Source organism: Caryophanon latum (genome assembly GCF_001700325.1).
Lineage (GTDB): Bacteria > Bacillota > Bacilli > Bacillales_A > Planococcaceae > Caryophanon > Caryophanon latum.
Window position 1 is genome coordinate 199,694 of sequence record NZ_MATO01000034.1, and the last position, 23,683, is coordinate 223,376.

The window sequence follows — 23,683 nt, forward strand, 5'->3', positions numbered from 1 at the left end:
CCCCCTTTATTTGTAGTAATATGAGACGGTTGATGGACGCGCATGGCGAGACTGCTCGGGGAATAGCAACTGTTTTTTTGCGACGAGTAATCGCAGAAGCAACTTTTTTTTTGCGACGAGTAATCGCAGGAGCAACTGTTTTTTTGCGACGAGTAATCGCAGAGACAAAGTGAGCCAACAGCGCGATCATCGCTTATTGAACAGCTACTTTGTTTTGCTCTTTAATCACGCTGCATCGTCCACTAAATCGATCCAGTAACGCTTAATGACACGTCCATCTTCCGTAATATAATCGTCTATCGGTATGCCACCGTTTGCCTCGATCGTTTTACGCGAGCCAATATTACTTGCATCACACGTCAGTAATACGCGCATCATCCCCATCGCGAGTGCTTCACGCAATGCAAGGCGCAGTATTTCTGTCGCATAGCCTTGTTGGCGCTTTGATGGGCGAATGCCATATACAATATGTCCACCATCGTTATATAAATCATCATTTAGCTCATGTCGAATCGTTACGACACCGATAAACTCGTCCTCATCTAACAGCCAATACGTTGAGCTTTTCATCCAACTTGGCTTCACACCGACCCCGTGCTCATAATTGTGTAAAATCGACAGCATCGTTTGGAATGGCTCTGGGCGATTTCCAATAATGTACGGCACGAATGGTTCGCCCGATTGCCGCCATTCGTCATAAAATCCGCGATAATTATGCTCATATTGCTCTGTTGGCTTTACTAATCGCATCGTACCACATCCTTTCACTGTGCTAGTTTGTACCCATGTTTTCGCCGATGTAAAACGTATTTACGTCGTGCGATAAAAGCCGAAGTTCATCGTAAACTGCTTTGGCGACTGCAAGCTTTCAATTTCGACTCCGATCGGACCTGGACTGCATTCCTCTCGCTCTTTAAACTCAATCGCCACACCGTTTAAATGAAGTGCCGTATCGCGTACGGTGCCCCCGAGTATTTGCTGCCACGTAATCGCTGTTTCATACGCATGCTCTACCGCATAAAATACTTTCGTCAGCTCACCGTTATCATTTGAAAAGCCACCTGTATCTTTCAACGTTTTTAAACGCACATCGTCTGGCTCGTTCCACTGAATAAAAAATGGAAAGCGCACTTTATCATCAGGCTTTCCTGCATATAACAACTTCCATTTTAATACGCTGCCGTCTGGACGATGACGCGTATATTCATTCGGTCCGTACGTCTCAAAGCCGTTATTTTCTAAATGTGTTTTCACATCATCAATTTGTGTCGTGCGCAGCGCCATCGTAATGTGCCCCTCCGCATAGCGATTGTTTGCAAAATGAGCAATTAAGCTATACGGTACATTCGCGGCCTGTGCTGCAATCTCTTTGTCATATACACCGATAAACTCTAAATACGTTAAACCGAAATAGCAAAGTGTGTTATACGTTCCCCACTGCTTATGATGCCCACCTTCAACGACATGGAAGTTTTGGTGCTCCATAAACTGCTTTGCTTCCTTTGGGTTTTTGACATAATGAACAATATGGTCAACAAAGAAGTTATACATACTTTCACCCCACTATAAATAGTTGCTATCTTTATTATGACATGATTCTGAATATTATGACACAGAAAAAGGCTGCGCAAACGTCGAATTCGACATTTGCACAGCCTGCATTTTTCTTATAGAGGAATGTTGCCGTGTTTTTTGTACGGACGGTCTTCGTGTTTTGTAGAAAGCATATCTAATGCTTGGATTAATTTAATACGCGTTTCACGTGGGTCGATTACGTCATCTACCATACCGCGAGATGCTGCTACGTAAGGGTTAGCGAACTTCTCTTTGTATTCTTCGATTTTCGCTGCACGTGTAGCTTCTGGATCAGCTGATTTTGCGATTTCGCCAGCGTGGATAATGTTTGCTGCACCAGCTGCACCCATTACTGCGATTTCTGCGTTTGGCCAAGCGAATACTAAGTCAGCGCCGATTGATTTAGAGTTAAGTGCTACGTACGCGCCGCCGTAAGCTTTACGTGTAATGACTGTAATTTTTGGTACAGTTGCTTCTGAGTAAGCGTAAAGGATTTTCGCGCCGTGACGGATGATACCACCGTGCTCTTGTTTTACACCTGGGAAGAATCCAGATACGTCTTCGAATGTGATTACTGGCACGTTGAATGCGTCACAAGTACGTACGAAACGAGCTAATTTGTCTGAAGAATCGATGTCTAAACCACCAGCTAATACTTTTGGTTGGTTACATACTAAACCTACTGACTCACCAGCGATGCGGCCGAAACCTACAACGATGTTACGAGCGAATTCAGCTTGTACTTCCATCCAAGAATCAGCGTCCACTACTTGCTCAACTACTTTACGCACGTCGTATGGACGAGATGCATCGATCGGTACAACATCAACAAGCTCTGAACGGTAGTCATCGCCTTCTGGACGTGGTTGCTTCGGTGCTTTCTCTTTGTTGTTTTGTGGTAAGTAAGAAAGTAATTGCTGAATTTGTTTAATTGCTTCTTCTTCGTTTGCTGCGCGGAAGTGAGCGTTACCAGAAATTGTGTTGTGTACTTTCGATCCACCTAAACCTTCAGCTGAAATTTTCTCACTTGTTACAGTTTCGATTACTTTTGGTCCAGTAATGAACATTTGAGACGTTTTATCAACCATTAAGATGAAGTCTGTAATTGCTGGAGAGTAAACCGCACCACCAGCACATGGTCCCATAATTACTGAAATTTGTGGAATAACACCAGAGTAAATTGAGTTACGGTAGAAGATGTGACCGTATCCGTCAAGTGATAGTACACCTTCTTGAATACGCGCGCCGCCTGAATCGTTAATGCCGATAAATGGCGTGCCGTTTTTCGCTGCTAAATCCATTACTGCTGCGATTTTTTTCGCGTGCATTTCACCAAGTGCGCCGCCAAATACTGTGAAGTCTTGTGCGAATAAGTATACGTTACGACCGTTAATTTTACCGAAACCAGTAACAACACCATCGCCAGGTCCTTCTAATTTTTCCATACCGAAGTCAACTGTACGGTGTGTGATAAATGGATTGATTTCAACGAACGTGCCATCGTCTAATAACATATCGATACGCTCACGTGCTGTCATTTTTCCTTTTTCGTGTTGTTTTTCAATACGTCCTTGACCACCGCCAAGCTCGATTACTTGCTTACGGTCATAAAGTTCGTTGATTTTATCAAACATATCTAAAGTTGTTGTCATGATTAATGATCTCCTTTTTTGCTTTTATCACATAATTCATAAAGTACACCGAAAGAATCTTTCGGATGTAAAAAGGCTACTTCAGCGCCGCCTGCACCAGGTCCTGGCTCATCAGATAAAAGGCGTACACCTTTTTCTTTTAACTCTGCCATACGCTCGCGAATACCTGTTACACCAAACGCTACGTGTTGAATCCCTTCGCCGCGTTTTTCGATGTGCTTATGGATCGCACTTGCTTCGCTCATTGGCTCTAATAGCTCAAGTTTTACGTTACCTGCATCTAAGAAAGCTACGCGTACTTGTTGTGAAGGTACTTCTTCTACTTTTAAAAGCTTTAAGCCTAAAATTTCAGTGTAATATTTAATTTGCTCGTCTAAGTTTTTGACTGCAATCCCAATGTGGTCTACTCGTTCCACGTTGCACAACTCCCTTACGTTTTGCGTTTTTAATTGTTGAGAATTTCACAAAATTTGATACACTATTGATAACGTATATGAAGGAGCGATATAAATGAGCAATAAGAAATTCCAAAAAGTAGTCATTTACGCAATGGTCATCATTATGTTAGTGTCCACTGTTGCAATGGGTGCAATGGCCGTTATGGGTGGCTAATGAAAGTAGTCGTTGATTCATTCAACGGCTATTTTTTTATGTCCAATCCTTTAAAGCTTTGCTTGATCGCTAAATATTCATCCATTTCTTCAATAAATGCATATAAGCCTGCCATCGCCTGAAACGTTTCATGATCCTTCGGTAGCGGCATGCTCGCAAATTCCGCTCGCACGACGTCTAACTTGTCGCGGTACGTGCTCGCCGTATTGCCTGAATGCACGTGCTCACCTAAGTCTTGTATAAAATCGGCGACTAGCTCGCTTTGTTCTACAATGACTGGTAGCGTCGTCACTTTCGGTAATACGCGCTCAATAATTTCTAATTGTCTTTCTCGCATATCAAAGTACGTATAATATAAGTTTTCTTTTCGTGTTAAGTGGTTCTCAACTTCCAAATAAGCAAGTGCTTTTGCTTTGTTTAACGTCTCTGCTGCATGAATGAGCTCGCGACCGTCCCACAAAGCGTCACCATTGCGTAAATATTTGACAATTTCTGAAAATATGACACGGTAATCGTTCTCAATTTGCTGTCGATATTGCTCCATTTTGCGCGTATTGTCTGGCATGTTCATGTTGACGGCTAATGCAACGCCGTATCCGATCGCCATAATCGCAAGCTCATTTAACAATAAATCGAACGTAAAATGCTGAACGGTGTAAATGTGCATTAAAATAACGGCACTCGATACAAAGCCTGCTGCTACTTTTAGCATTACTAAAATCGGTACTAATAATAAAATGAGTACACCTAGCATCAATGCGTTGTAACTAATCCATTCAAACAATATGTAAGCAAGCAGCAACACAATAAGTGATGCTACAACACGTGTATAAACGGCATGCAATGATTTCTTTTTCGTCGTTTGAATACAAAGAATCGTTAAAATCGCTGCAGAGCCATAAAAATCAAGTTGAAAGTAATATCCAATTGCAACTGCTAATGCAACACCGACCGCCGTCTTTAACGTGCGGTATCCAATGGAAAAGCGCTTCATAGGAAACTCCTTTATATGTATAGTGTGAGAGGACGACGCCTCCCACGCCATTACATATTACATTTCTTCACAATGCTCATCAAAGTGACCTTGTAAATTCGCTACAACTGATGATGGGTCATGCCCTTCAATTTCGTAACGACCAACTTCTGCAACGACTTGACCATCTTTTAATAATACAAATGATGGTGATGAAGGAATGTGATCTTCACCGAATAAGTAACGCGCTTCTGCTGTTGCCTCTTTGTCTTGCCCTGCAAACACCGTCACTAAATGGTCTGGACGTTTGTCGTAATGGACAGAATATGCCGCTGCTGGACGAGCGATACCGCCTGCGCAACCACATACTGAATTTACCATTACAAGTGTCGTTCCTGGACGTTGGAAAGCTTCTACAACCGCTTCTGGTGTTTGTAATTGCTCATAGCCTGCTGCTTCCATTTCATTGCGAGCTGTCGTCGTAATTTCACGCATAAATAAATCGTAATCCATGTTCATATAATCGAACTCCTTTATATATCACACAATTGTGCGTAGATTCTTTCCTATCATAACAAGGAATTGCTCGGTTGCAAAGAAGTTGATTTGAAAACTTTATCGTTACACCTTATCGTGAAATAATGATTCAACACCTTGTGAAACAGTTAGCTCACCATTTAATATTTTCGCTTCTAAGTTGCTTACTTGTTGTTTGTTTTGCGGATCGCCATAAAATGTATCAATTAAATGATCCGTAATCATCGTGCGGAACCAATCGCGTGTTTGCTCGTTCCGACGTTGATCGAATACATTGTTATCTTTTCCTGTTTGCACGAACTCATTAATCGTATCCCAAACATTGTCTAACCCTTTTTTCTCCAATGAAGAAACGGTTAAAGCACGCGTGATCCAACCTGGCGTCGCTGGCTGAAGGAAGTGGAGAATTTGCTTATACTCCTGCATCGTACGCTTCGCAAAACGCGCGTTATCGCCGTCTGCTTTATGCACGATAATCGTATCGGCAAGCTCCATAATGCCTTTTTTCATCCCTTGTAGCTCATCTCCTGCACCTGTTAATACGAGTAACAAGAAGAAGTCTACCATGCCACGCACGTACGTTTCACTTTGCCCAACACCGACCGTCTCAATTAAAATGACATCATAGCCCGCTGCCTCACAAAGAAGCATCGTTTCACGCGTTTTTTTATGCACCCCACCGAGTGTTCCAGCTGTAGGAGATGGACGAACGAACGCATTTGGCTGCTTTACAAGCTCTTCCATACGCGTTTTATCGCCTAAAATACTACCGCCAGAAAGCGATGAGCTCGGGTCGATCGCCAGTACTGCAACCTTTTTCCCCATTTTTGCAAGCATCGTACCGAACGCCTCGATAAACGAGCTTTTGCCGGCACCTGGTACACCGGTAATGCCGATGCGAATCGACTTCCCCGTGTCAGGTAATAGCTCTTGCAATAATTGCTGTGCTTGTGCGCGGTGCTCTAAGTTTGAGCTTTCTACGAGCGTAATGCCGCGAGAAAGCTCTAAACGTGAGCCTGCACGAATTTGCGTTGCTAAGTGCTCTAAATCGAGCGGTGTTTGTTTCTTCTTTTTGAAGGTGCGACGAGGTGTTTCGCTTAAGCCATCATGGTTTCGGCCAACACCTTTCATCACGTGAAGTGCAGTGTCTTTTTGCTGCATTACTTCGTTTCTTCCTCGTAACCTAGGCGCTCATAAATAATCTCGATTAATTTTTGAGACGCTACTGGTAATACAGTACCTGGACCGAAGATCGCAGAAGCACCGTTTTTGTATAGGAAGTCGTAATCTTGCGCTGGGATAACGCCGCCGCAAACGATAATAATATCTTCGCGACCTAATTTTTTCAGTTCGTCACGTAATTCAGGTACTAACGTTTTGTGACCTGCTGCAAGTGAAGATACACCGACAACGTGCACGTCGTTTTCAACAGCCATTTGCGCTGTTTCAGCCGGCGTCATGAATAATGGAGAAATATCTACGTCAAAGCCCATATCCGCATACGCAGTTGCAACAACTTTCGCACCGCGGTCATGACCGTCTTGACCCATTTTCGCCACTAAAATACGTGGACGACGACCTTCGTTTTCTAAAAACTCGTTTGTCATTTGTTGTACTTCTGCAATTTGCTCGTTTTCTGCGTAGTTTGAAGAGTATACGCCAGAAATTGAACGAATTACTGCTTTATGGCGACCAGATACCGCTTCGATTGCGTCTGAAATTTCACCAAGTGATGCACGAGCACGAGCTGCGTCAACCGCAACTGCAAGTAAGTTTTCTGAGCCATCTGCTGCTGCTTTTGTTAAGCGAGCTAAATGCTTTTGAACTTCCTCTTCATTACGCTCTGCTTTCATCTTCTCAAGGCGTTGAATTTGCTGCTCACGAACTAATGCGTTGTCGATATCTAAAATATCGATTGGATCTTCTTCTGCTAGACGGTATTTGTTTACACCAACAATTACTTCTGCTTTAGAGTCGATTTTCGCTTGACGTTTTGCCGCTGCTTCTTCAACTTTCATTTTCGGTAAGCCTGTTTCGATCGCTTTCGCCATACCACCAAGCTCTTCGATTTCTTGAATTAATGCCCATGCTTTTTCCGTTAACTCATCCGTTAATTTCTCAACGTAGTAAGAACCGCCCCACGGATCGATTACTTTCGTCATACCCGTTTCTTCTTGTAAGAATAATTGCGTATTACGCGCAATACGAGCTGAGAAGTCTGTCGGTAACGCGATCGCTTCGTCTAATGCGTTCGTGTGAAGTGATTGCGTATGACCCATTGCTGCAGCGTTTGCTTCTACTAAAGTACGCGTTACGTTGTTGAATGGATCTTGCTCTGTTAACGACCAACCAGACGTTTGTGAGTGTGTACGTAATGCTAACGTTTTGTCGTTTTTCGGGTTGAACGTTGACATCATTTGAGCCCAAATACGGCGAGCTGCGCGCATTTTTGCTACTTCCATGTAGTAGTTCATACCGATTGCCCAGAAGAACGATAAACGTGGTGCGAATGCATCGATATCGATACCAGCCGCTAAACCAGTACGTACGTATTCAAGACCGTCAGCTAATGTATAAGCAAGCTCGATGTCGTTTGTTGCACCCGCTTCTTGAATATGGTAACCAGAAATTGAAATCGAGTTGAATTTCGGCATGAATTTCGCTGTATATTCGAAAATGTCCGCGATAATTTTCATCGACATTGCTGGTGGATAAATGTAAGTGTTACGTACCATGTACTCTTTTAAAATGTCGTTTTGGATCGTACCAGCTAATTGCTCTGGCGTTACCCCTTGCTCTTCCGCTGCAACGATGTAGAATGCTAAGATTGGTAATACCGCACCGTTCATCGTCATCGATACAGACATTTGGTCAAGTGGAATTGAGTCAAATAAAATTTTCATATCTTCTACTGAGTCAATAGCAACCCCAGCTTTACCTACGTCACCTTTTACGCGCTCGTGATCTGAGTCATAGCCGCGGTGTGTCGCTAAGTCAAACGCTACTGATAAACCTTTTTGACCCATCGCTAAGTTACGTTTGTAGAAAGCATTTGATTCTTCTGCTGTCGAGAAACCAGCGTATTGACGTACTGTCCAAGGACGCGCTACGTACATTGTTGGGTATGGGCCACGCGTATTCGGTGCGATACCTGCTACGTCGTTTAAGTGCTTAAGCCCTTCTGTATCTTGTGCATTGTAAACGTTTTTCACTTCAATGCCTTCATTCGTTAAAAATGTGCTTGAAGCTTCTGCGTTTTGTTGTGCTAATACATCTTCAATTGCGACTGCGTTAAAATTTGGCTTGCTCATCGCTGACCCTCCTTCGTTGTTGCTAACACGCCTTGTAGTTTTTCAATAATGTTTTGACCAGCGAATACGTAACCGTCAACACCTGCTTGTGCAAATGCTTCCTCGTCGTCTTTGAAGCGACCAGCTACGTCTACTACTTGCCCTTCTTTTTTCGCCTCTAAAATCGCTGCGATGTTTGCTTTTACGTCGTCATCTGCTCCTGCTACAACGATGTAAGAAGCATCTGTTTGTGCTAAGAATGCTTTTGCTTCTTCCACTGTTGCAAGTGGTGCTGGCTGCTCTGCAACGATGCCAACTGTATTTAATACGCCTGCTACGAAATCAGCGCGTGGTTTTACTTTCTTTAATTCACCAAATGGTAAAATGGCCGCTTTTGCGTTCGCTTTCGTTGCTTCTGCACGTAACGATTCAAACGGTGCTGCAATACGTTTAACATGTGCAAATTGAACGTTTTCTTCTGTAGCGACAACGTCTTCTGGGTTTGCGTAAATGTTCGTACCGATTAATGATTGCTTACGTGTTTGCGTTGCTTTTACGCGCGCGTTGTAAGCTTCTTCTACGTCCGCTTCAAATTGAGCTGCGAATGCGTCGATGCCACCAGCTTCTTCAATTTGTAAGAAGTATGCCCATGCATCTTTTACAAGTGCGTTCGTTAAGCTCTCGATGAAGTATGAGCCACCAGCTGGATCTTGTACTTTTAATACGTGTGCTTCTTCTGTAATAACTAATTGAACGTTACGTGCAATACGAATTGATTGCTCAGTTGGCTTGCTTAATACGTCGTGTGGGTGAACTGTGAATACGTCTACGCCACCGATTGCTGCTGATAACGTTTCGTTGCCAGCACGTAATAAGTTTACGTACACATCGTATTTAGAGAAGCTACGGATTGATGTTTCTGCAACAACAGGAACCGCTACTTCTTTGCCATATGCAGCAGTGAATGCTTGCCATAACACTTTAAATGCGCGTAATTTCGCAACTTCCATGAAGAATTGCGTATCAACCGCAAAGTTTACGAAAAACTTCGCTGCGAATGCGTCAAATGATTCTTCCTCGTTTGCAAATTTAGCTGCCGATGCTAAAGCAAACGCTAATTCTTGAACAGCTGTTGCACCGTTGTTATGTACGGCTGCAGCGTCTGCACAATATGTTCGAACTTTTCCGAACTTTGAAAGCGTTACCGTTTTTGGAGAAATAATAAAGCCTTCTACTTGAGAAGCCTTGTCCTCTGCGATGTAGTCAAACGCTTTTAATAATGCGTCATCTTGACCTTGAACAATCAGTTTAAATGAATATTCAGTTAAATAAGATGCTACTTTCGTTAACGCAGCTTCGTCCCATGTGAAGTTTACACGGCTATCGATTGTTACCGCTTCGTTTCCACGCTGTAATGATTCCTCTACATTTGCGAAGAACTGCTCTGCTGTGTCTCCGTAAGCTTGTTGTGCAACAGTGAACTGTTGAGAGTATTCATTGCTACGAATTGTAGCGACTTGCTTTTGTAATTGATCTCCTAATTGATCAACTAACATTTGCTGTGTATACAGCGGCTCAAGAGTGATACCTTCTGCTGTTTTTGTGAAAAGTGATTCAAATGGTTTCCCCTTTAAAGCTTTCACAGCTGCATCTTGCCATTGTGAGTAAGAAGCAGGATTGAATTCAATGTTTTTCATCGTATTTGCCATAGTGGACGCTATACAAGCTTTCCCCCCTTAGATGTTTCTGTTTCCTATTCTATAACATAAATGCGAGAGTTCAAAGAAAAAAATTAGCGAAACCCTATATTTCATAAGGTTTCGCCGTATTTCAGTCGACTGACATCTGCCTTTTTTCGAAATTTTCGAGTAAAAACTTTACATGCTGTAGGAATTTACCGCAAATTAAACCATCTAAAATTCTGTGATCAATTGAAATGCATAAATTTGCAATATGACGCCCCGCTAATACATTTTCTTCTATGAATACCGGTTTTTGAACGATTGATTCCACCTGTATTATAGCAGCTTGCGGATGATTAATAATGCCCTTCGATAAAATCGAGCCGAACGCGCCGGTGTTATTAATCGTAAACGTACCGCCTTGCATTTGCTCCATCGTCATCGTGCCTTCACGTACCGACGTTGCAAGACGATTAATTTGCTTCGCTAAGCCGCGCACGGAATAATCGTCCGCATGTCGAATGACCGGTACGTACAACGCATCCTCTACCGCTACCGCAATCGAAATGTGCACATCTTTATGCTGACGAATATAATCGCCTTCCCACGTGCTGTTTAACAGCGGGAATTTCTTCAACGCCTTCGCAATCGCTTCAATAAAGAATGGGAAGTACGTTAGCTTAAAGCCTTCCTTGTCATAAAACGCATCTTTCACGCTGTTGCGGTATTTCACCATATCGGTCACATCTACTTCAATCGACATCCACGCATGCGGAATTTCATGCAAGCTGCGCGTCATTTTCTCGGCGATAACGCGGCGCACACTGCTTACTGGAATGAGCGTATCACCGTTTTCTTGGCGCGGCTTCGTCACAGGTTTTTTGCGCTCTTCTTGCGGCGACTCGTTGACGTTTCGCTTCGGTGCTTCTACTACCGCTTCATGCTGCACACGTTGCTGTCCTCCCGCTGCAATAAGTGCCTCTATATCCTTTCGCGTAATGCGTCCACCTGCTCCACTTCCTTCAATGCGCTGTAAATCGATGTTATGCTCGCTCGCAAGGCGCATGACGACCGGTGAGTAACGTGCTTTTTGCGTCGTGCTTGCTTCAATTCGTGCAGTTTCTTCTATTACAGTTTGTTGTGCAACCGGTGCATCATTTACGTCCTCTGTATCCACTATACAAATGACGTCACCAACTGGAATCGTATCGCCTACTTGTGCGAGTTGCTCGCCCATAATGCCGCTATAGGAGCTCGGTACTTCCGCGAGCACTTTATCGGTTTGTACTTCCGCAATCGGATCGTATTTTTCCACACGCTCACCCGGTGCAACAATCCAACGTTCAATCGTTCCTTCTGTAACACTTTCGCCAAGCTGTGGCATCGTAATTTCCTTCATCCTCCAACACCTCGCTTAAAATGCGGCAAGCTCTCGCATCGCACGCTCAATTTTTTGTGGATTCATCATAAAGTATTTTTCCATCGTCGGCGCATATGGCATCGCCGGCACGTCGGGTCCTGCTAAGCGCATAACCGGTGCATCTAAATCAAACAAGCAATGCTCGGCAATGATGGCCGCAACTTCACTGAGTATGCTGCCTTCTTTATTGTCCTCTGTCACGAGTAATACTTTGCCCGTTTTGCGCGCCGCTTCGATAATCGCTTCCTTGTCAAGCGGATACACCGTGCGCAAGTCGACAATGTGCACATCAATGCCGTCACTTTTTAGTCGGTCTGCCGCCTGGAGCGCAAAATGGACACAAAGCCCGTACGTAATAACGGTAATGTCGCTTCCTTCACGCTTTACGTCCGCTTTGCCAATTGGAATGGTATAGTCGTCGTCTGGCACGTCCCCTTTTAATAGACGGTACGCGCGCTTATGCTCGAAAAACAGCACCGGATCGTCATCGCGAATGGCCGCCTTTAACAGCCCTTTTGCGTCATACGGTGTCGACGGAATGACAATTTTTAAGCCGGGCGTGTTCGCAAATAGCGCCTCAACCGATTGTGAATGATATAGCGCACCGTGAACGCCACCGCCAAACGGAGCGCGCACGACGAGTGGACAATACCAATCGTTATTTGAGCGGTAACGAATTTTCGCCGCCTCCGACACAATTTGGTTCACTGCTGGCATAATGAAGTCCGCAAACTGCATTTCCGCAATCGGTCGCTTACCGTACATTGCCGCGCCAATTGCGACACCGGCAATGGCACTTTCTGCAAGCGGTGTATCGAGCACGCGCGCTTCACCGAACTGCTCATACAAGCCAGCTGTTGCTTTAAACACGCCGCCCTTTTTACCAACGTCCTCCCCGAGCACAAAGACGTTGTCATCGCGCTCCATTTCTTCACGCATCGCTGCTGTAATTGCTTCAATATAGCTCATCATCGCCATGCTTACTCACTCCTCTTTGTAAACGTATTGTAATGCGCTCTCTGGCTCGGCGTACGGTGCTGCCTCCGCTTTATCTGTCGCCTCATTTACTGTGCGCTTAATGTCCACCTCTAGCTGTGCAGCAAGCTCGTCCGTTAATACGTCATGCTCACGTAAGTATGCTTCAAAGCGCGGCAACGGGTCGTGCTCTTTTTCGCTTGCAAGCTCCTCTCTGTCACGGTATTGACGGTGATCATCATCTGATGAGTGCGCCGTCAACCGATACGTCATCGCCTCGACAATCGTGCCACCTTCCCCGTTTTTTGCCCGCGTTACTGCTTGCTGCATTACCTCGTATACAGCGAGTGGGTCTGTGCCATCGACGCGCACACCGACCATACCGTAGCTCGTCGCACGTTCGGCTACTGTTTTTGACGCAACTTGTCGCTCAAACGGCACTGAAATGGCATAATTATTATTTTCAACGAACGTAATGACCGGCAACTTATGCACTCCCGCAAAGTTCAGCGCCTCATGAAAATCGCCTTGATTTGTTGAGCCTTCACCGAGCGACACGAACGTCACAAAATTTTTGCCGTCCATTTTTCCTGCAAGCGCCATGCCGACCGCGTGTGGAATTTGTGTCGCAACCGGTGAAGAACCTGTTAAAATGCGGTATTTTTTGCCGCCGAAATGTCCTGGCATTTGGCGTCCACCAGAGTTCGGGTCCGCCGCCTTCGCAAATGCAGACATCATCAGGTCCTCTGCTGTCATACCAAAATGTAATACGACGCCCATATCGCGGTAATACGGTGCGATGTAGTCTTCTTTCGGATTGAGTGCAAACGCCGCGCCGACTTGTGCCGCTTCTTGTCCTTGCCCCGAAATAACAAATGGCACTTTCCCTGAACGATTCAGTAGCCACATACGTTCGTCCAACCGTCTTGCAAGCAGCATCGTTTTATACATTGCGAGTACGTCTTCGTTCGTTAAATTAAGTTCAATATGTTTCATACTGTCATCCCCTCCCCATTAAAAATGAATTGCACGCTGGCGTAGTCGTAGTGCAGCTTCCCCTAGTCCTTCTGAAATGGTCGGATGCGCCATAACTGCTAAGCTAAGCTCATCGACACTTGCATCCATGACCATCGCTAAGCTGCCGTGTGCAATGAGCTCTGTTGCATGCGCCCCGACGATATGAATACCGAGCACATTAGACGTCGACGGTTGCTCAATGATTTTCATAAAGCCGGTCGTTTCGCCGTGAATGTGCGCTTTGCCAACTGCGCTAAGCGGTATTTTCGCAACAGCTACGTCGTCCGCATATTTCGCACGCGCTTGTTGCTCGGTCATGCCGATATATGCCACTTCCGGGTAGCTATAAATGCAAGACGGAATATGCGCTGCTTCAAGTGCGTACGTTTTCTCTCCTGCAATATGCTCCGCTGCAAGCATCCCTTCACGAATCGCAACATGGGCAAGCTGTGGCGTTGCAATGCAGTCACCGATCGCATACATATGTGACTCATTCGTTTTATAATGCGCATCCACCGCGATAAAGCCTGCATCGTCGCGCTCGATTTCCGTGTTTTGTAGTCCGATATCGTCCGTATTCGGCGAGCGCCCAATTGCGACGACGAGCTTTTGTGCGGTCAACGTAAGTCGGTCATCGTTTAGTTGAATGGTCGCCGTTACACGATCGTCCACTTGCGCCTCTGTTAATGCCGCATTTGTATAAATCATCACACCGCGCCTCGTTAGCTGCTCCATAACGGCTTTTGCGACGTCGCGGTCAGCTTGTGGCAATAGTTGCGGTGCATGTTCAACAATCGTGACGTCCACGCCGAGGTCAACAAAAATCGATGCCCACTCAACGCCGATTACTCCACCGCCGACGATGATAATTGACTGTGGCAGCTCAGCCATCGTCACTAAATGATCCGACGATAAAATATGTTCGCCGTCAAATGGTAACGCTTTCATTTCTTTCGGCTTACTACCCGTTGCAACAATAATATGCTGTGGGATGATCATATCGTTTTCGGAGCCGTCTGATCGCTCGACTGAAATGGTCCCAGACATCGGTGAGAAAATCGACGGTCCTAAAATACGTCCGTACCCTTCGAAATGCTGTACTTTGCCTTTTTTCAGCAACTGCTCGATGCCATTTTGAAGCTGTTTGACGATTGCATCTTTACGTGCAACAACTTGTTCAAAGCGCACTGTTGCTTTGCTTGTTTCGATCCCGAACTGCTCATTGTCATTTGCTATGCGTAGGCGCGTCGCTGTTTCTAAATAACTTTTCGTCGGAATGCAGCCACGATGTAAGCACGTACCTCCAATGTGCTGTGCTTCTACAAGCGCTACCGATAATCCGAGTTGCGCGGCACGAATGGCTGCACTATAGCCACCTGGACCGCCACCTAATACGACAACATCTACATGCTGTGCCATGCGCCTCACCCCTTTTTCATATTTAAAATGTGCTTGCTGTTTTGTAAAAATTGGCTGCGCGATTTTGCGACTGAGGCGATGCGTTGCTCTGCTAAACGATTCGCCGCTAAATACGTTGGCAACTGCTCATCACGTGAAATTGTATAAATTTTTTGTAAGCTGTCGTAAATTTTTTCAACACGTGCTTTTGCTCGCTCGTAGTTATAGCCATACAGCTCGTCTGCAACGTTAATAACACCGCCTGCATTAATAACATAATCTGGCGCGTACACGATGCCTCGCTCGTATAATAGTTGTCCGTGGCGCGACTCCTGTAGCTGATTGTTCGCCGATCCTGCAATGACGCGGAACTTCATTTGCGGAAGCGTCGTATCATTCACGATTGCCCCGAGCGCACACGGAGCGAAAATATCCGCATCTTGTGTGTAAATATCCGCTGGGTCGACCGCTGTTGCACCGAATGCCTCAACCGCACGTGCGACCGCTTCTTTATTAATGTCTGTCACGATGAGCTTTGCACCCTCCTCATATAAATGCTTGCATAATGAAAACGCGACGTTGCCGAGCCCTTGCACTGCAACTGTTTTACCTTCAAGCATATCGCTACCGAACGCTTCCTTCGCCGATGCTTTCATGCCTAAGTACACGCCATATGCGGTCATCGGAGACGGGTTACCGGATGAACCGAATGCCTCAGATACGCCGGTTACGTAATCTGTCTCCTCGTGTATAATGTCCATATCCGCCACCGTTGTACCGACATCCTCCGCTGTAATGTATCGTCCGTTTAACCCTTGTACGAAGCGACCGAGCGCACGAAACATTTCTTCATTTTTTTGCTTAAACGGGTCTCCGATAATGACCGTTTTACCGCCGCCTAAATTCAAGCCCGCTGCCGCATTTTTATACGTCATCCCTCTTGCTAATCGCAGCGCATCCTCAATTGCTTGTGCTTCTGTTTCATACGTCCACATGCGCGTACCGCCAAGCGCAGGGCCGAGCGTCGTATTATGAATTGCAATAATTGCCTTTAGCCCTGACTGCTTATCTTGACAAAAAACAAGCTGCTCGTAATCGTATTTTTCCATGTATGTGAAAATCTCCATTTGTACCAACCCTCTCGAAAAAACGTTTATTTTCTCTAACATAACGCTTTATTGTTAAACAATCAATTAAAAACATTCCATTCAAATATATTCATAATTTTCAATTTTTTCTAGATGGAAATACGTCATTTTCGTACGCCATATGTGCTATGATGAAGGAAATAACGGCAAAGGAGCGATTCAATGGGACGTTTTCTAGCATTTTTAGTATTATGTATTCCGACAATTGCTGCGGCGGCTGGCATTAAACTAATGCGCGACACATTATTTAGCCACCTCATCGCACCGATTCCGTGGCTTTGGCTCCAGTTCATCGTCGGACTTGTGCTATTTGCGCTCGGCTTTAGCTTTTTCGCTGGCTTCTTATTGCACCGCGACCGCAAAAGCGGCAAAGTGGCACCACGCTTCCAAAAAAATATACAGCAAAAAGAAATGCAAGACGAAACGTAAGCTCGTCTTGCATTTCTTTTATTGTGCACGCTTTACTGCCGTTACATCATCGGCAATCCAACCGATAACCGCCTCGTGTGGCTCTTTTAAAAAAGCTTCTGTCCCGTCGATACCATAAAAACGACACGTACGATTTGCAGCTAAACATGCTTGTAAATTTGCTTTTTTATATAGACGTTTATGTGCGTGAATAACGTCGACAAACGGATAATACATCATATGTGACCAGTCAAACTTTTTTGTCACAATATACGCCGTCTGCAAATCCGGTCTCACATGCTTCACGTACGCTAATACATCTACATGAAACGACGATACGTGGCTTCCTGCTGGTAACGTCACATGTTGCAGCAACTTCGCAATCGCAACAGGCTGTCCGCTAAACGTTTCCTTTAGCTCCACATTTAACGGCATGTCGTGTGCGTTTGCCCAGCGTACAACTTCATCAAACATTAAAATGCGATGCCCACACCATTTTCGGAAGCGCTTTCCTACTTTCAACTGCCGAAGAGCCGCATACGTTACATCTGTAATGCGTCCTTTTTTACCGGTAAGGCGCAATAAGTCGACATCATGAAAAATGACCGCAACGCCATCTTTCGTTAACTGCACATCGAGCTCAATGCCGCCAGCTTGTGCTTCGTACGCTGCGTAAAATGCTTTTTCAGTATTTTCAAATGTTTGTAGCGATGCGCCGCGATGAGCAAAAATAGGTAATGTCATTATACGTTTAAGTCACCAAACTCAATTTTAAATCGCCCGTTCGTTGGCTGTGTAAGCGCCTTTGATTTCGAGCCGATTTTAATAATTGTACCTGGGAATGCCTCACGCGCAATATGGATTTCCTCATTCCCTGCATGGCGAAGCTCACTCATCGCAATTTTTACTTCCCGATCTAAATGCATTGCACGCTCCATTTGCGAACGTAACGCCGCCTTTAACTCCTCGTACGCAGCAACTTGCTTTTGGTTTAACGTATTTAACAGCGGCGCTAAACGTTTCACTTGCACTTCAATTTGCTCAATCTGTACTTGTAATTCCTTTAGCTCGCCCGCTTTTTCTTGAATCGTATGCATAAGCTCTTCCTTGTTCACAGCTTCAATCGACACCTCGGTACGACGCTCATGTGTGTTGCCGACAAAGCCTGCTTCAATCGAGCTTTTTGCGTTCGCCTTACCACCGATAATTTTGCCCTTCGTTGGGTTAACAAAAATCGCATGTGCATTTAAATCTGATCCCATCGAATAAAAGCCGATATGAATTTCATTTTCTGCATGAATACGCGCATCGTTTACGTGCTTGACGAACACGTTGTTGCCCGCTTCCACTTCAGTTCGACCGAGCCCAAAAATCCCGCCACGAATGTAAATATCGCCTTCACGTGAAGCGATTTTAATAGCACCGCTCACACCGTCTAACGATTCAATCGCAATATCGCCTGTCGCAATGACAGAAAATCCTGGTGATACCGTGCCCGTAATCGTTACTGAGCCATCAAAGTCAATATTGCCCGTATTAAAGCCGATGTCACCGTTAATCGTTAAATGAGAGCTAACGCCTACAATGCCTTGTGTATGCTCTACTGCTCCGTCCAAGCGTGAGCGAAGAACGATTTTGCCATCTTCTTCTACCTCATATGCTGATTTTGCATCGTATAGTAGTGGTGCGTCCAAGCCGTGTAATGCAGGTAGTTTATTGCCATGTACGTCTGTGCCATCCTCACCTTCTGTCGGTGGAATTTTTTCACCAAGCCATGCACCTTGCTTAATTTCATAAATAAAGTTCATCTCAAAATAATCTGCACGACCATCTTCACGAATAACAGGCTTACGTTCAGGAATTTCTAAATACGTAACGACTGCATCGTCCCCTCTAACAGGATGCTTCCCAACTGCGATTAACTGCGCTTTGCCAATCGGTAGCTGCGTATAATCTACATCTAATAATCCGAATACGATGCGCTCTTTTTTGAGTGCCGTTTCGATCACCGGAATGATGTCGTCACTAATTAGCTCGTATAACGTAATCATCGCACTCATTTTGTCGCGTGACACCTCAAGTAAGAACGGTGGCAGCCATGTTCCGACTTCAACGGGGGTTTCTGTTGGATTCGCGAGGGCATTTTTTAATGCGGAGAAGTTTGTTAATTTAATGCGAGGGTACAGTCGTGTAATGCTGTCAAATGACTTTAATTCAAAGCCTTCTTTAAATGTTTTAATATACACATGATCGTTTTTGTTTATTAATTCTAGGTAATCATTACGATAAATTGTCATAAAGTTCCCTCCTTTTTACATTCACTACTTTTATTATAGCGTACTACTTTCATAAAGATTGAGGGTTAATAGTCCCTTTATTTGAAAGCAACTAAAAAATTTACTGCATATGTATTTATATCCTCACGTCTTTAGACACATTATGTAACAGATTTTCACTATCTATACAAATTGAACTTAAGAAGGTAGTTGTTCTTTCCTCATGTTAAATACAAAAGTTCCATCTCTATAACGTTACAAGTACAAAATATGTCCTTTTTTTTCATCGGTTAATGTATTGGAATTTTTAGAAAAAACACAAAACAAGGCTGCTCGATTACGTATTTTCGAACAGCCTTTTACATATCATATTATAATTTTATCGTCTCTTCGGATTGCTCTGCTAACTGCTGCTTAATGCTCGTCACAGCGAATGCAATAAACTCGGAATTTTTAGGCTTCAGTTCAAGTAATGTATTCGTCTGAAGCAGCGCCTGCATATTATGTTGGTCGCGTGTCCAAGCGGTACTGATCGCATTACGAATCGCACGCTCCACACTCGCATCACTTACACCGAACATGCTCGCAATCCTTGGATAAATCGCGGTTGTCACAGCACCGTTTAACAAGCTCGGATTTTCATACACGAGGCCAATTGCTTTTTGTAAATATTTATAGCCGCGCATATGTACAGGAATACCCGCCTCCGTTAATAAATTCGATATATGTAAGTCAACAGGTGACATCTCTTCTGACACTATATCAACAGTTGGTGAATCATCGCCATTTTTTCGCGCCCATCGCACGATTTTCGTTTCAAGCTGCTTGAAGTCAAAAGGCTTTAATATTAAATACGTCGCACCTAAGTCGACAATATTTTTCATCACTTCCTCTTGTCCAAATGCTGTCAACATAACAATCGACAAGTCGGCATATTGTTCATCTGCTCGAATATGCTCAAGCACGGCAAGCCCGTCCATATACGGCATAATTAAATCCAGCATTAATACATCAATGTCATGCTCCTTTAGCATTGTTAAGCATAATTCACCATTAGAGGCCGTCGCGACAATTTCAATTTGTGCATGATTTTGAAAGTACATTTCAATCTGTTGAACGAGCTCTCGATTGTCGTCTGCAATCGCAACTTTTATCGTCGTCATATTAGCTCTCTCCCTCTAACGTCATCATCCTTCTATTATGTCATACTTCATATAAATCGCCTATGCGTTTCTAAAAAAACAAGCAAAAAGACACGCAACTGCTCAAGCTTTCAGCAGTTGCGTGTGCGCTTAACGCATTTTTTGCTTACGCTCGTCAGCTAGCTTCAATAACTCATTAGCGTGCTGTAACGTAAGCTCCGTAATTTCAATCCCTGAAAGCATGCGCGACAGCTCTTCTGTGCGCTCTTGCTCGACAATTTCCGTTAACGTCGTAAATGTGCGGTTTTGCTCGACTTCTTTTTTTATGAAGTAATGATGATCCGCCATTGCTGCAACTTGTGGTAAATGCGAAATGCATAGCACTTGTGAGCCGATTGAAATAGCTGCAATTTTCTCTGCAATCGCCTGAGCGACGCGTCCGCTTACACCTGTGTCAACTTCATCAAAAATAATAGACGTAATACCTGCTGTCGATGAAAAAATCGTTTTTAATGCAAGCATCATGCGCGATAGCTCACCGCCTGATGCAACTTTTGGAAGCGATTTCGGCGGCTCGCCAACATTCGTTGCGATGTAAAATGCAACATGATCTTGCCCGTTTACATCGAGTGAATCTTGTTCTAAAAACTTCACAACAAACTGCGCCTTTTCCATATGAAGTGCACGTAGCTGCTCCATAATCGCCTCTGCTAAACGCTCGCCTTGCTCTTTGCGAATCGCTGTTAGCTCGTCCGCAAGCTCACGTAACGCCGCTTCCATTTTCGCAAGCTGAGCATCGTGCTGTCGAATCGTTTCGTCACGATTGACAAGTTGCTGTAGCTCCGCATCAATTTTACCGTAATACGTTAAAATATCATCAATCGTTGCACCGTATTTACGTTTTAATGATTGAATCAATGCTAAACGTTGCTCCACCTCATTTAAGCGCTCTGGGTCGAACTCTAGCATATCAAGTACTGCTTTCACCTCATACGCCGCGTCCTGCAATGCATAAAACGCAGACGATACCGCTTCAGATGATTCGCTAAACTGATCATCTAGCTGTGCGACGTCCTCTAGTGCGCTCATCGCATCGCCAATCCAATCCAATCCTTTTTGCTCACCTAAAATCGCATCATATGCTACGCTCGTACGCTCGTAAATTTTATGGAAGTTATTTAAGCGCTTTCGCTCATCTAACAGCTCATCGTCCTCACCGAGCTGTAAATTCGCATCTTCAAGCTCTTTTATTTGAAATTGGTATAGATCGATGCGCTGGGCTATACGTTGCTCATCCATCGCTAGCGCAGATGCCTCTTGCTTTAGTTTACGGTATGCTGCAAACTGCTGTACATACTGCTGCTTTTTGTCTGCAATGTGTGCGCCGGCATACTGATCTAGTAACTGAATATGAAAACGCTCATCCATTAGCTCCTGATTTTCATGCTGTCCATGAATATCAATTAAGCGACCACCAATATCACGCAGTACTGAAAGTGGCACAAGCTTACCATTAATGCGGCATACACTTTTACCCGTGCTATTTAAATCACGGCGCAAAATAATTGTACCTTCTTCCACTTCAATGCCAAGATCATCAAGCTTTTCGTGAATGTAATGACCACTTGATTGAATTTGAAATAGCCCTTCTAGCTCTGCCTTTTTCTCACCGTGGCGAATAAATTCCGCAGAACCACGCCCGCCAGCAATTAAATGTACAGCATCGATAATAATCGACTTCCCGGCACCTGTTTCTCCTGTTAATACTGTCAGTCCTTCAGCGAAGCTAACCGTTAACTCATCAATAATGGCAAAATTGCGTATACTTAGCTCTCTCAGCACATCCATCCATCCTTTATAGCATTTCTAATAATCGATTTTTAATCGCCTCTCGCTTGTCCTCTGAGCGGCACATAATTAAAATCGTGTCATCGCCTGAAATTGTCCCTAAAATTTCATCCCAATCTAGTTGGTCAATAAGTGCTGCAATTGCATTTGCATTCCCCGGAATCGCCTTCATCACTAAAAAATGCGATGCGCCGTCAATCGAAATGAATGCGTCCGCTAATGCGCGGTGCAGCTTTTGGATCGGGTTAAAGCGTTGATCCGCGGGTAAGCTATATTTATAGCGACCGTCCGCAAGAGGCACCTTTACTAAATGCAGCTCTTTAATGTCGCGTGATACAGTTGCCTGCGTTACGTTATACCCTGCTGCTTTTAATTGATAAACTAAATCGTCCTGTGTTTCAATGTCATTTTTAGCGATAATATCGCGAATACGAATATGGCGTTGACCTTTATTCATACAGTTCACCTCTTATAAATAATTAAAGTATTGTATATTTACACTACCATTATTACTTATTACGAGCAAGTGTTGGACGACTAATTTTAAAAATTATCTTTCCGTTCGACATAGGAATGTTCTAGGAATGCATTTATTTTATTGCTTAATTTCGCTAACTGACGACTACGTAATTTCATCGATTATGCAAATATTTGAATGAATAAAATTTGTTTGAACAGCTGTATTAATTCATCACCTTATACATAAACTGCTCCATTTCATCTGTTAACTTCGCCAGCTCTTCAATCGTTTCGCTAAATCCTTGTACAATCGTCGCTTGCTCATGAGAGGCCGTATTAATTTTCTCCATATGTGCTTTTAAATTTGATAAATTCGTATTAATATTTTTTAACGCCTTTTCAATATCATCCGTCGCATTATCTGTTTCTGAAGATAGCTTGCGTACTTCCTGTGCGACGATATTAAAACCTGCACCGTATTGTCCTGCACGCGCCGCTTCAATCGACGCATTCAACCCTAATAAATTTGTTTGGCGCGAAATATTTTTAATAAAATTCGTAATCGTATTTGTTTGTAACGCATCGTCTAACGCGCCTTGTGTTTGGTTATCAATTTCAATACTCGTTGCAGCGAGCTGCTCTGATTGAGAAGCCATCGTATGTACATTGCTTTGGAAATGATGAATAATACCTTTCATGTTTTCCATATAGCGCTTTAATTCCATTTCATTGTCAATCGGTAAACCGATCGCGAGCGCCCCAACTACTTTGCTTCCTTCATAAATCGGAAACGAAAATGCTTTAATTTCAACGCCATACACTGTTTTTGGAATAACGACATCAGCATTTTGACCGCGAAAAGCGATGTACACGTTATCATCATTTGGATTTACACGTTGTCCATCGACGTACCCAGAATCAACGCGTTTTCCAGCTAAATATTTCACAATCGTTTCTGTTTCTTTATCCGCTACAGCGACGATTGCTTCCCCTTTTAACACTTTATGAATGTACGGTAATGCTTCACTTAATGCATGTAAAATCGACATATCCAAAACCCCTTTTCATGCCATTATTTTGTCATATATTAACGCTTAACATATATTATTCTCTACTAACATTATATTGTAAAGTTTTTTATTCAAGCGTGTTGATTAGCCATTCAACTGGCAGTTCGCGTATTGCGGCTCGCTTTCCTCGGGCTCGGCTCAAGCCTCCGCACCGCTCCTACGTCGCGGCTTACGGGGTCTTGAGGCACGAGCTTTTCCCAA

The 23,683-nt window shown here is 44.1% G+C and carries 22 protein-coding genes; 2 read left to right on the plus strand and 20 right to left on the minus strand.

Annotation, left to right across the window (positions count from 1 at the left end):
* Positions 1-225: 225 nt before the first annotated feature.
* The 4 genes from A6K76_RS09320 to mce form a co-directional block, all read right to left on the minus strand.
* The gene (locus tag A6K76_RS09320; protein ID WP_066464374.1) at positions 226-750 is read right to left on the minus strand and encodes a GNAT family N-acetyltransferase; all 525 of its coding nucleotides are present in this window, start codon (positions 748-750) and stop codon (positions 226-228) included.
* Positions 751-810: 60 nt separating this feature from the next.
* Positions 811-1,551, minus strand: coding sequence for a VOC family protein (locus A6K76_RS09325; RefSeq protein WP_066464376.1), 741 nt, complete (start codon positions 1,549-1,551; stop codon positions 811-813).
* A gap of 116 nt (positions 1,552-1,667) precedes the next feature.
* A complete protein-coding gene (locus A6K76_RS09330) occupies positions 1,668-3,227 on the minus strand; it encodes an acyl-CoA carboxylase subunit beta (RefSeq protein WP_066464378.1) in 1,560 nt (519 codons plus the stop codon).
* A 2-nt stretch (positions 3,228-3,229) separates the two neighbouring features.
* On the minus strand, positions 3,230-3,643 hold the full coding sequence (gene mce, locus A6K76_RS09335; protein WP_066464379.1) for a methylmalonyl-CoA epimerase: 414 nt from the start codon (positions 3,641-3,643) through the stop codon (positions 3,230-3,232).
* Positions 3,644-3,737: 94 nt separating this feature from the next.
* On the opposite strand from mce, the gene prli42 reads away from it, so the two are divergent.
* Positions 3,738-3,839, plus strand: a complete 102-nt coding sequence (gene prli42, locus A6K76_RS16775) for a stressosome-associated protein Prli42 (RefSeq protein WP_169818003.1) — start codon at positions 3,738-3,740, stop codon at positions 3,837-3,839.
* 28 nt (positions 3,840-3,867) lie between these two features.
* Here prli42 and A6K76_RS09340 read toward each other — a convergent pair whose 3' ends face one another.
* From A6K76_RS09340 to A6K76_RS09385, 10 genes are all read right to left on the minus strand, one after another.
* A complete protein-coding gene (locus tag A6K76_RS09340) occupies positions 3,868-4,833 on the minus strand; it encodes an aromatic acid exporter family protein (RefSeq protein WP_066464381.1) in 966 nt (321 codons plus the stop codon).
* A gap of 57 nt (positions 4,834-4,890) precedes the next feature.
* Complete coding sequence (locus A6K76_RS09345) at positions 4,891-5,331, minus strand: BrxA/BrxB family bacilliredoxin (RefSeq protein ID WP_066464383.1); 441 nt, start codon at positions 5,329-5,331, stop codon at positions 4,891-4,893.
* A gap of 102 nt (positions 5,332-5,433) precedes the next feature.
* On the minus strand, positions 5,434-6,510 hold the full coding sequence (meaB, locus tag A6K76_RS09350; protein ID WP_066464385.1) for a methylmalonyl Co-A mutase-associated GTPase MeaB: 1,077 nt from the start codon (positions 6,508-6,510) through the stop codon (positions 5,434-5,436).
* Positions 6,510-8,660 (minus strand): methylmalonyl-CoA mutase, encoded by a 2,151-nt coding sequence (gene scpA, locus A6K76_RS09355; RefSeq protein WP_066464387.1) that lies wholly within the window; start codon positions 8,658-8,660, stop codon positions 6,510-6,512. Before scpA ends, meaB begins: the two co-directional genes overlap by 1 nt.
* Positions 8,657-10,336, minus strand: coding sequence for a methylmalonyl-CoA mutase family protein (locus A6K76_RS09360; RefSeq protein ID WP_342669496.1), 1,680 nt, complete (start codon positions 10,334-10,336; stop codon positions 8,657-8,659). Before A6K76_RS09360 ends, scpA begins: the two co-directional genes overlap by 4 nt.
* 133 nt (positions 10,337-10,469) lie before the next feature.
* A complete protein-coding gene (locus tag A6K76_RS09365) occupies positions 10,470-11,720 on the minus strand; it encodes a dihydrolipoamide acetyltransferase family protein (RefSeq protein WP_066464394.1) in 1,251 nt (416 codons plus the stop codon).
* 15 nt (positions 11,721-11,735) lie between these two features.
* Positions 11,736-12,719 carry an alpha-ketoacid dehydrogenase subunit beta gene (locus tag A6K76_RS09370; protein ID WP_066464396.1) on the minus strand — a complete coding sequence of 328 codons (984 nt, stop codon included), beginning with the start codon at positions 12,717-12,719 and terminating at the stop codon, positions 11,736-11,738.
* Positions 12,720-12,725: 6 nt separating this feature from the next.
* Positions 12,726-13,712, minus strand: coding sequence for a thiamine pyrophosphate-dependent dehydrogenase E1 component subunit alpha (locus A6K76_RS09375; RefSeq protein WP_066464398.1), 987 nt, complete (start codon positions 13,710-13,712; stop codon positions 12,726-12,728).
* 18 nt (positions 13,713-13,730) lie between these two features.
* Positions 13,731-15,152 carry a dihydrolipoyl dehydrogenase gene (gene lpdA / locus A6K76_RS09380; protein WP_066464399.1) on the minus strand — a complete coding sequence of 474 codons (1,422 nt, stop codon included), beginning with the start codon at positions 15,150-15,152 and terminating at the stop codon, positions 13,731-13,733.
* Positions 15,153-15,157: 5 nt separating this feature from the next.
* Positions 15,158-16,258, minus strand: coding sequence for a Leu/Phe/Val dehydrogenase (locus A6K76_RS09385; RefSeq protein WP_066464402.1), 1,101 nt, complete (start codon positions 16,256-16,258; stop codon positions 15,158-15,160).
* A 183-nt stretch (positions 16,259-16,441) separates the two neighbouring features.
* On the opposite strand from A6K76_RS09385, the gene A6K76_RS09390 reads away from it, so the two are divergent.
* Positions 16,442-16,708, plus strand: coding sequence for a DUF2627 domain-containing protein (locus tag A6K76_RS09390; protein WP_066464404.1), 267 nt, complete (start codon positions 16,442-16,444; stop codon positions 16,706-16,708).
* An 18-nt stretch (positions 16,709-16,726) separates the two neighbouring features.
* On the opposite strand, the gene A6K76_RS09395 is transcribed toward A6K76_RS09390, so the two are convergent.
* From A6K76_RS09395 to A6K76_RS17205, 6 genes are all read right to left on the minus strand, one after another.
* Positions 16,727-17,431 (minus strand): glycerophosphodiester phosphodiesterase, encoded by a 705-nt coding sequence (locus A6K76_RS09395; RefSeq protein WP_066464405.1) that lies wholly within the window; start codon positions 17,429-17,431, stop codon positions 16,727-16,729.
* The gene (locus tag A6K76_RS09400) at positions 17,431-18,984 is read right to left on the minus strand and encodes a flagellar assembly protein A (protein WP_066464407.1); all 1,554 of its coding nucleotides are present in this window, start codon (positions 18,982-18,984) and stop codon (positions 17,431-17,433) included. Before A6K76_RS09400 ends, A6K76_RS09395 begins: the two co-directional genes overlap by 1 nt.
* 350 nt (positions 18,985-19,334) lie before the next feature.
* Positions 19,335-20,126: a sporulation transcription factor Spo0A gene (gene spo0A / locus A6K76_RS09405; protein ID WP_066464409.1), complete on the minus strand. Its 792-nt coding sequence runs from the start codon at positions 20,124-20,126 to the stop codon at positions 19,335-19,337.
* Positions 20,127-20,255: 129 nt separating this feature from the next.
* Positions 20,256-21,947 carry a DNA repair protein RecN gene (gene recN, locus A6K76_RS09410; RefSeq protein WP_066464427.1) on the minus strand — a complete coding sequence of 564 codons (1,692 nt, stop codon included), beginning with the start codon at positions 21,945-21,947 and terminating at the stop codon, positions 20,256-20,258.
* A gap of 13 nt (positions 21,948-21,960) precedes the next feature.
* On the minus strand, positions 21,961-22,410 hold the full coding sequence (gene ahrC, locus A6K76_RS09415; RefSeq protein WP_066464410.1) for a transcriptional regulator AhrC/ArgR: 450 nt from the start codon (positions 22,408-22,410) through the stop codon (positions 21,961-21,963).
* 226 nt (positions 22,411-22,636) lie between these two features.
* Positions 22,637-23,461: a methyl-accepting chemotaxis protein gene (locus tag A6K76_RS17205; protein WP_066464411.1), complete on the minus strand. Its 825-nt coding sequence runs from the start codon at positions 23,459-23,461 to the stop codon at positions 22,637-22,639.
* Positions 23,462-23,683 lie beyond the last annotated feature (222 nt).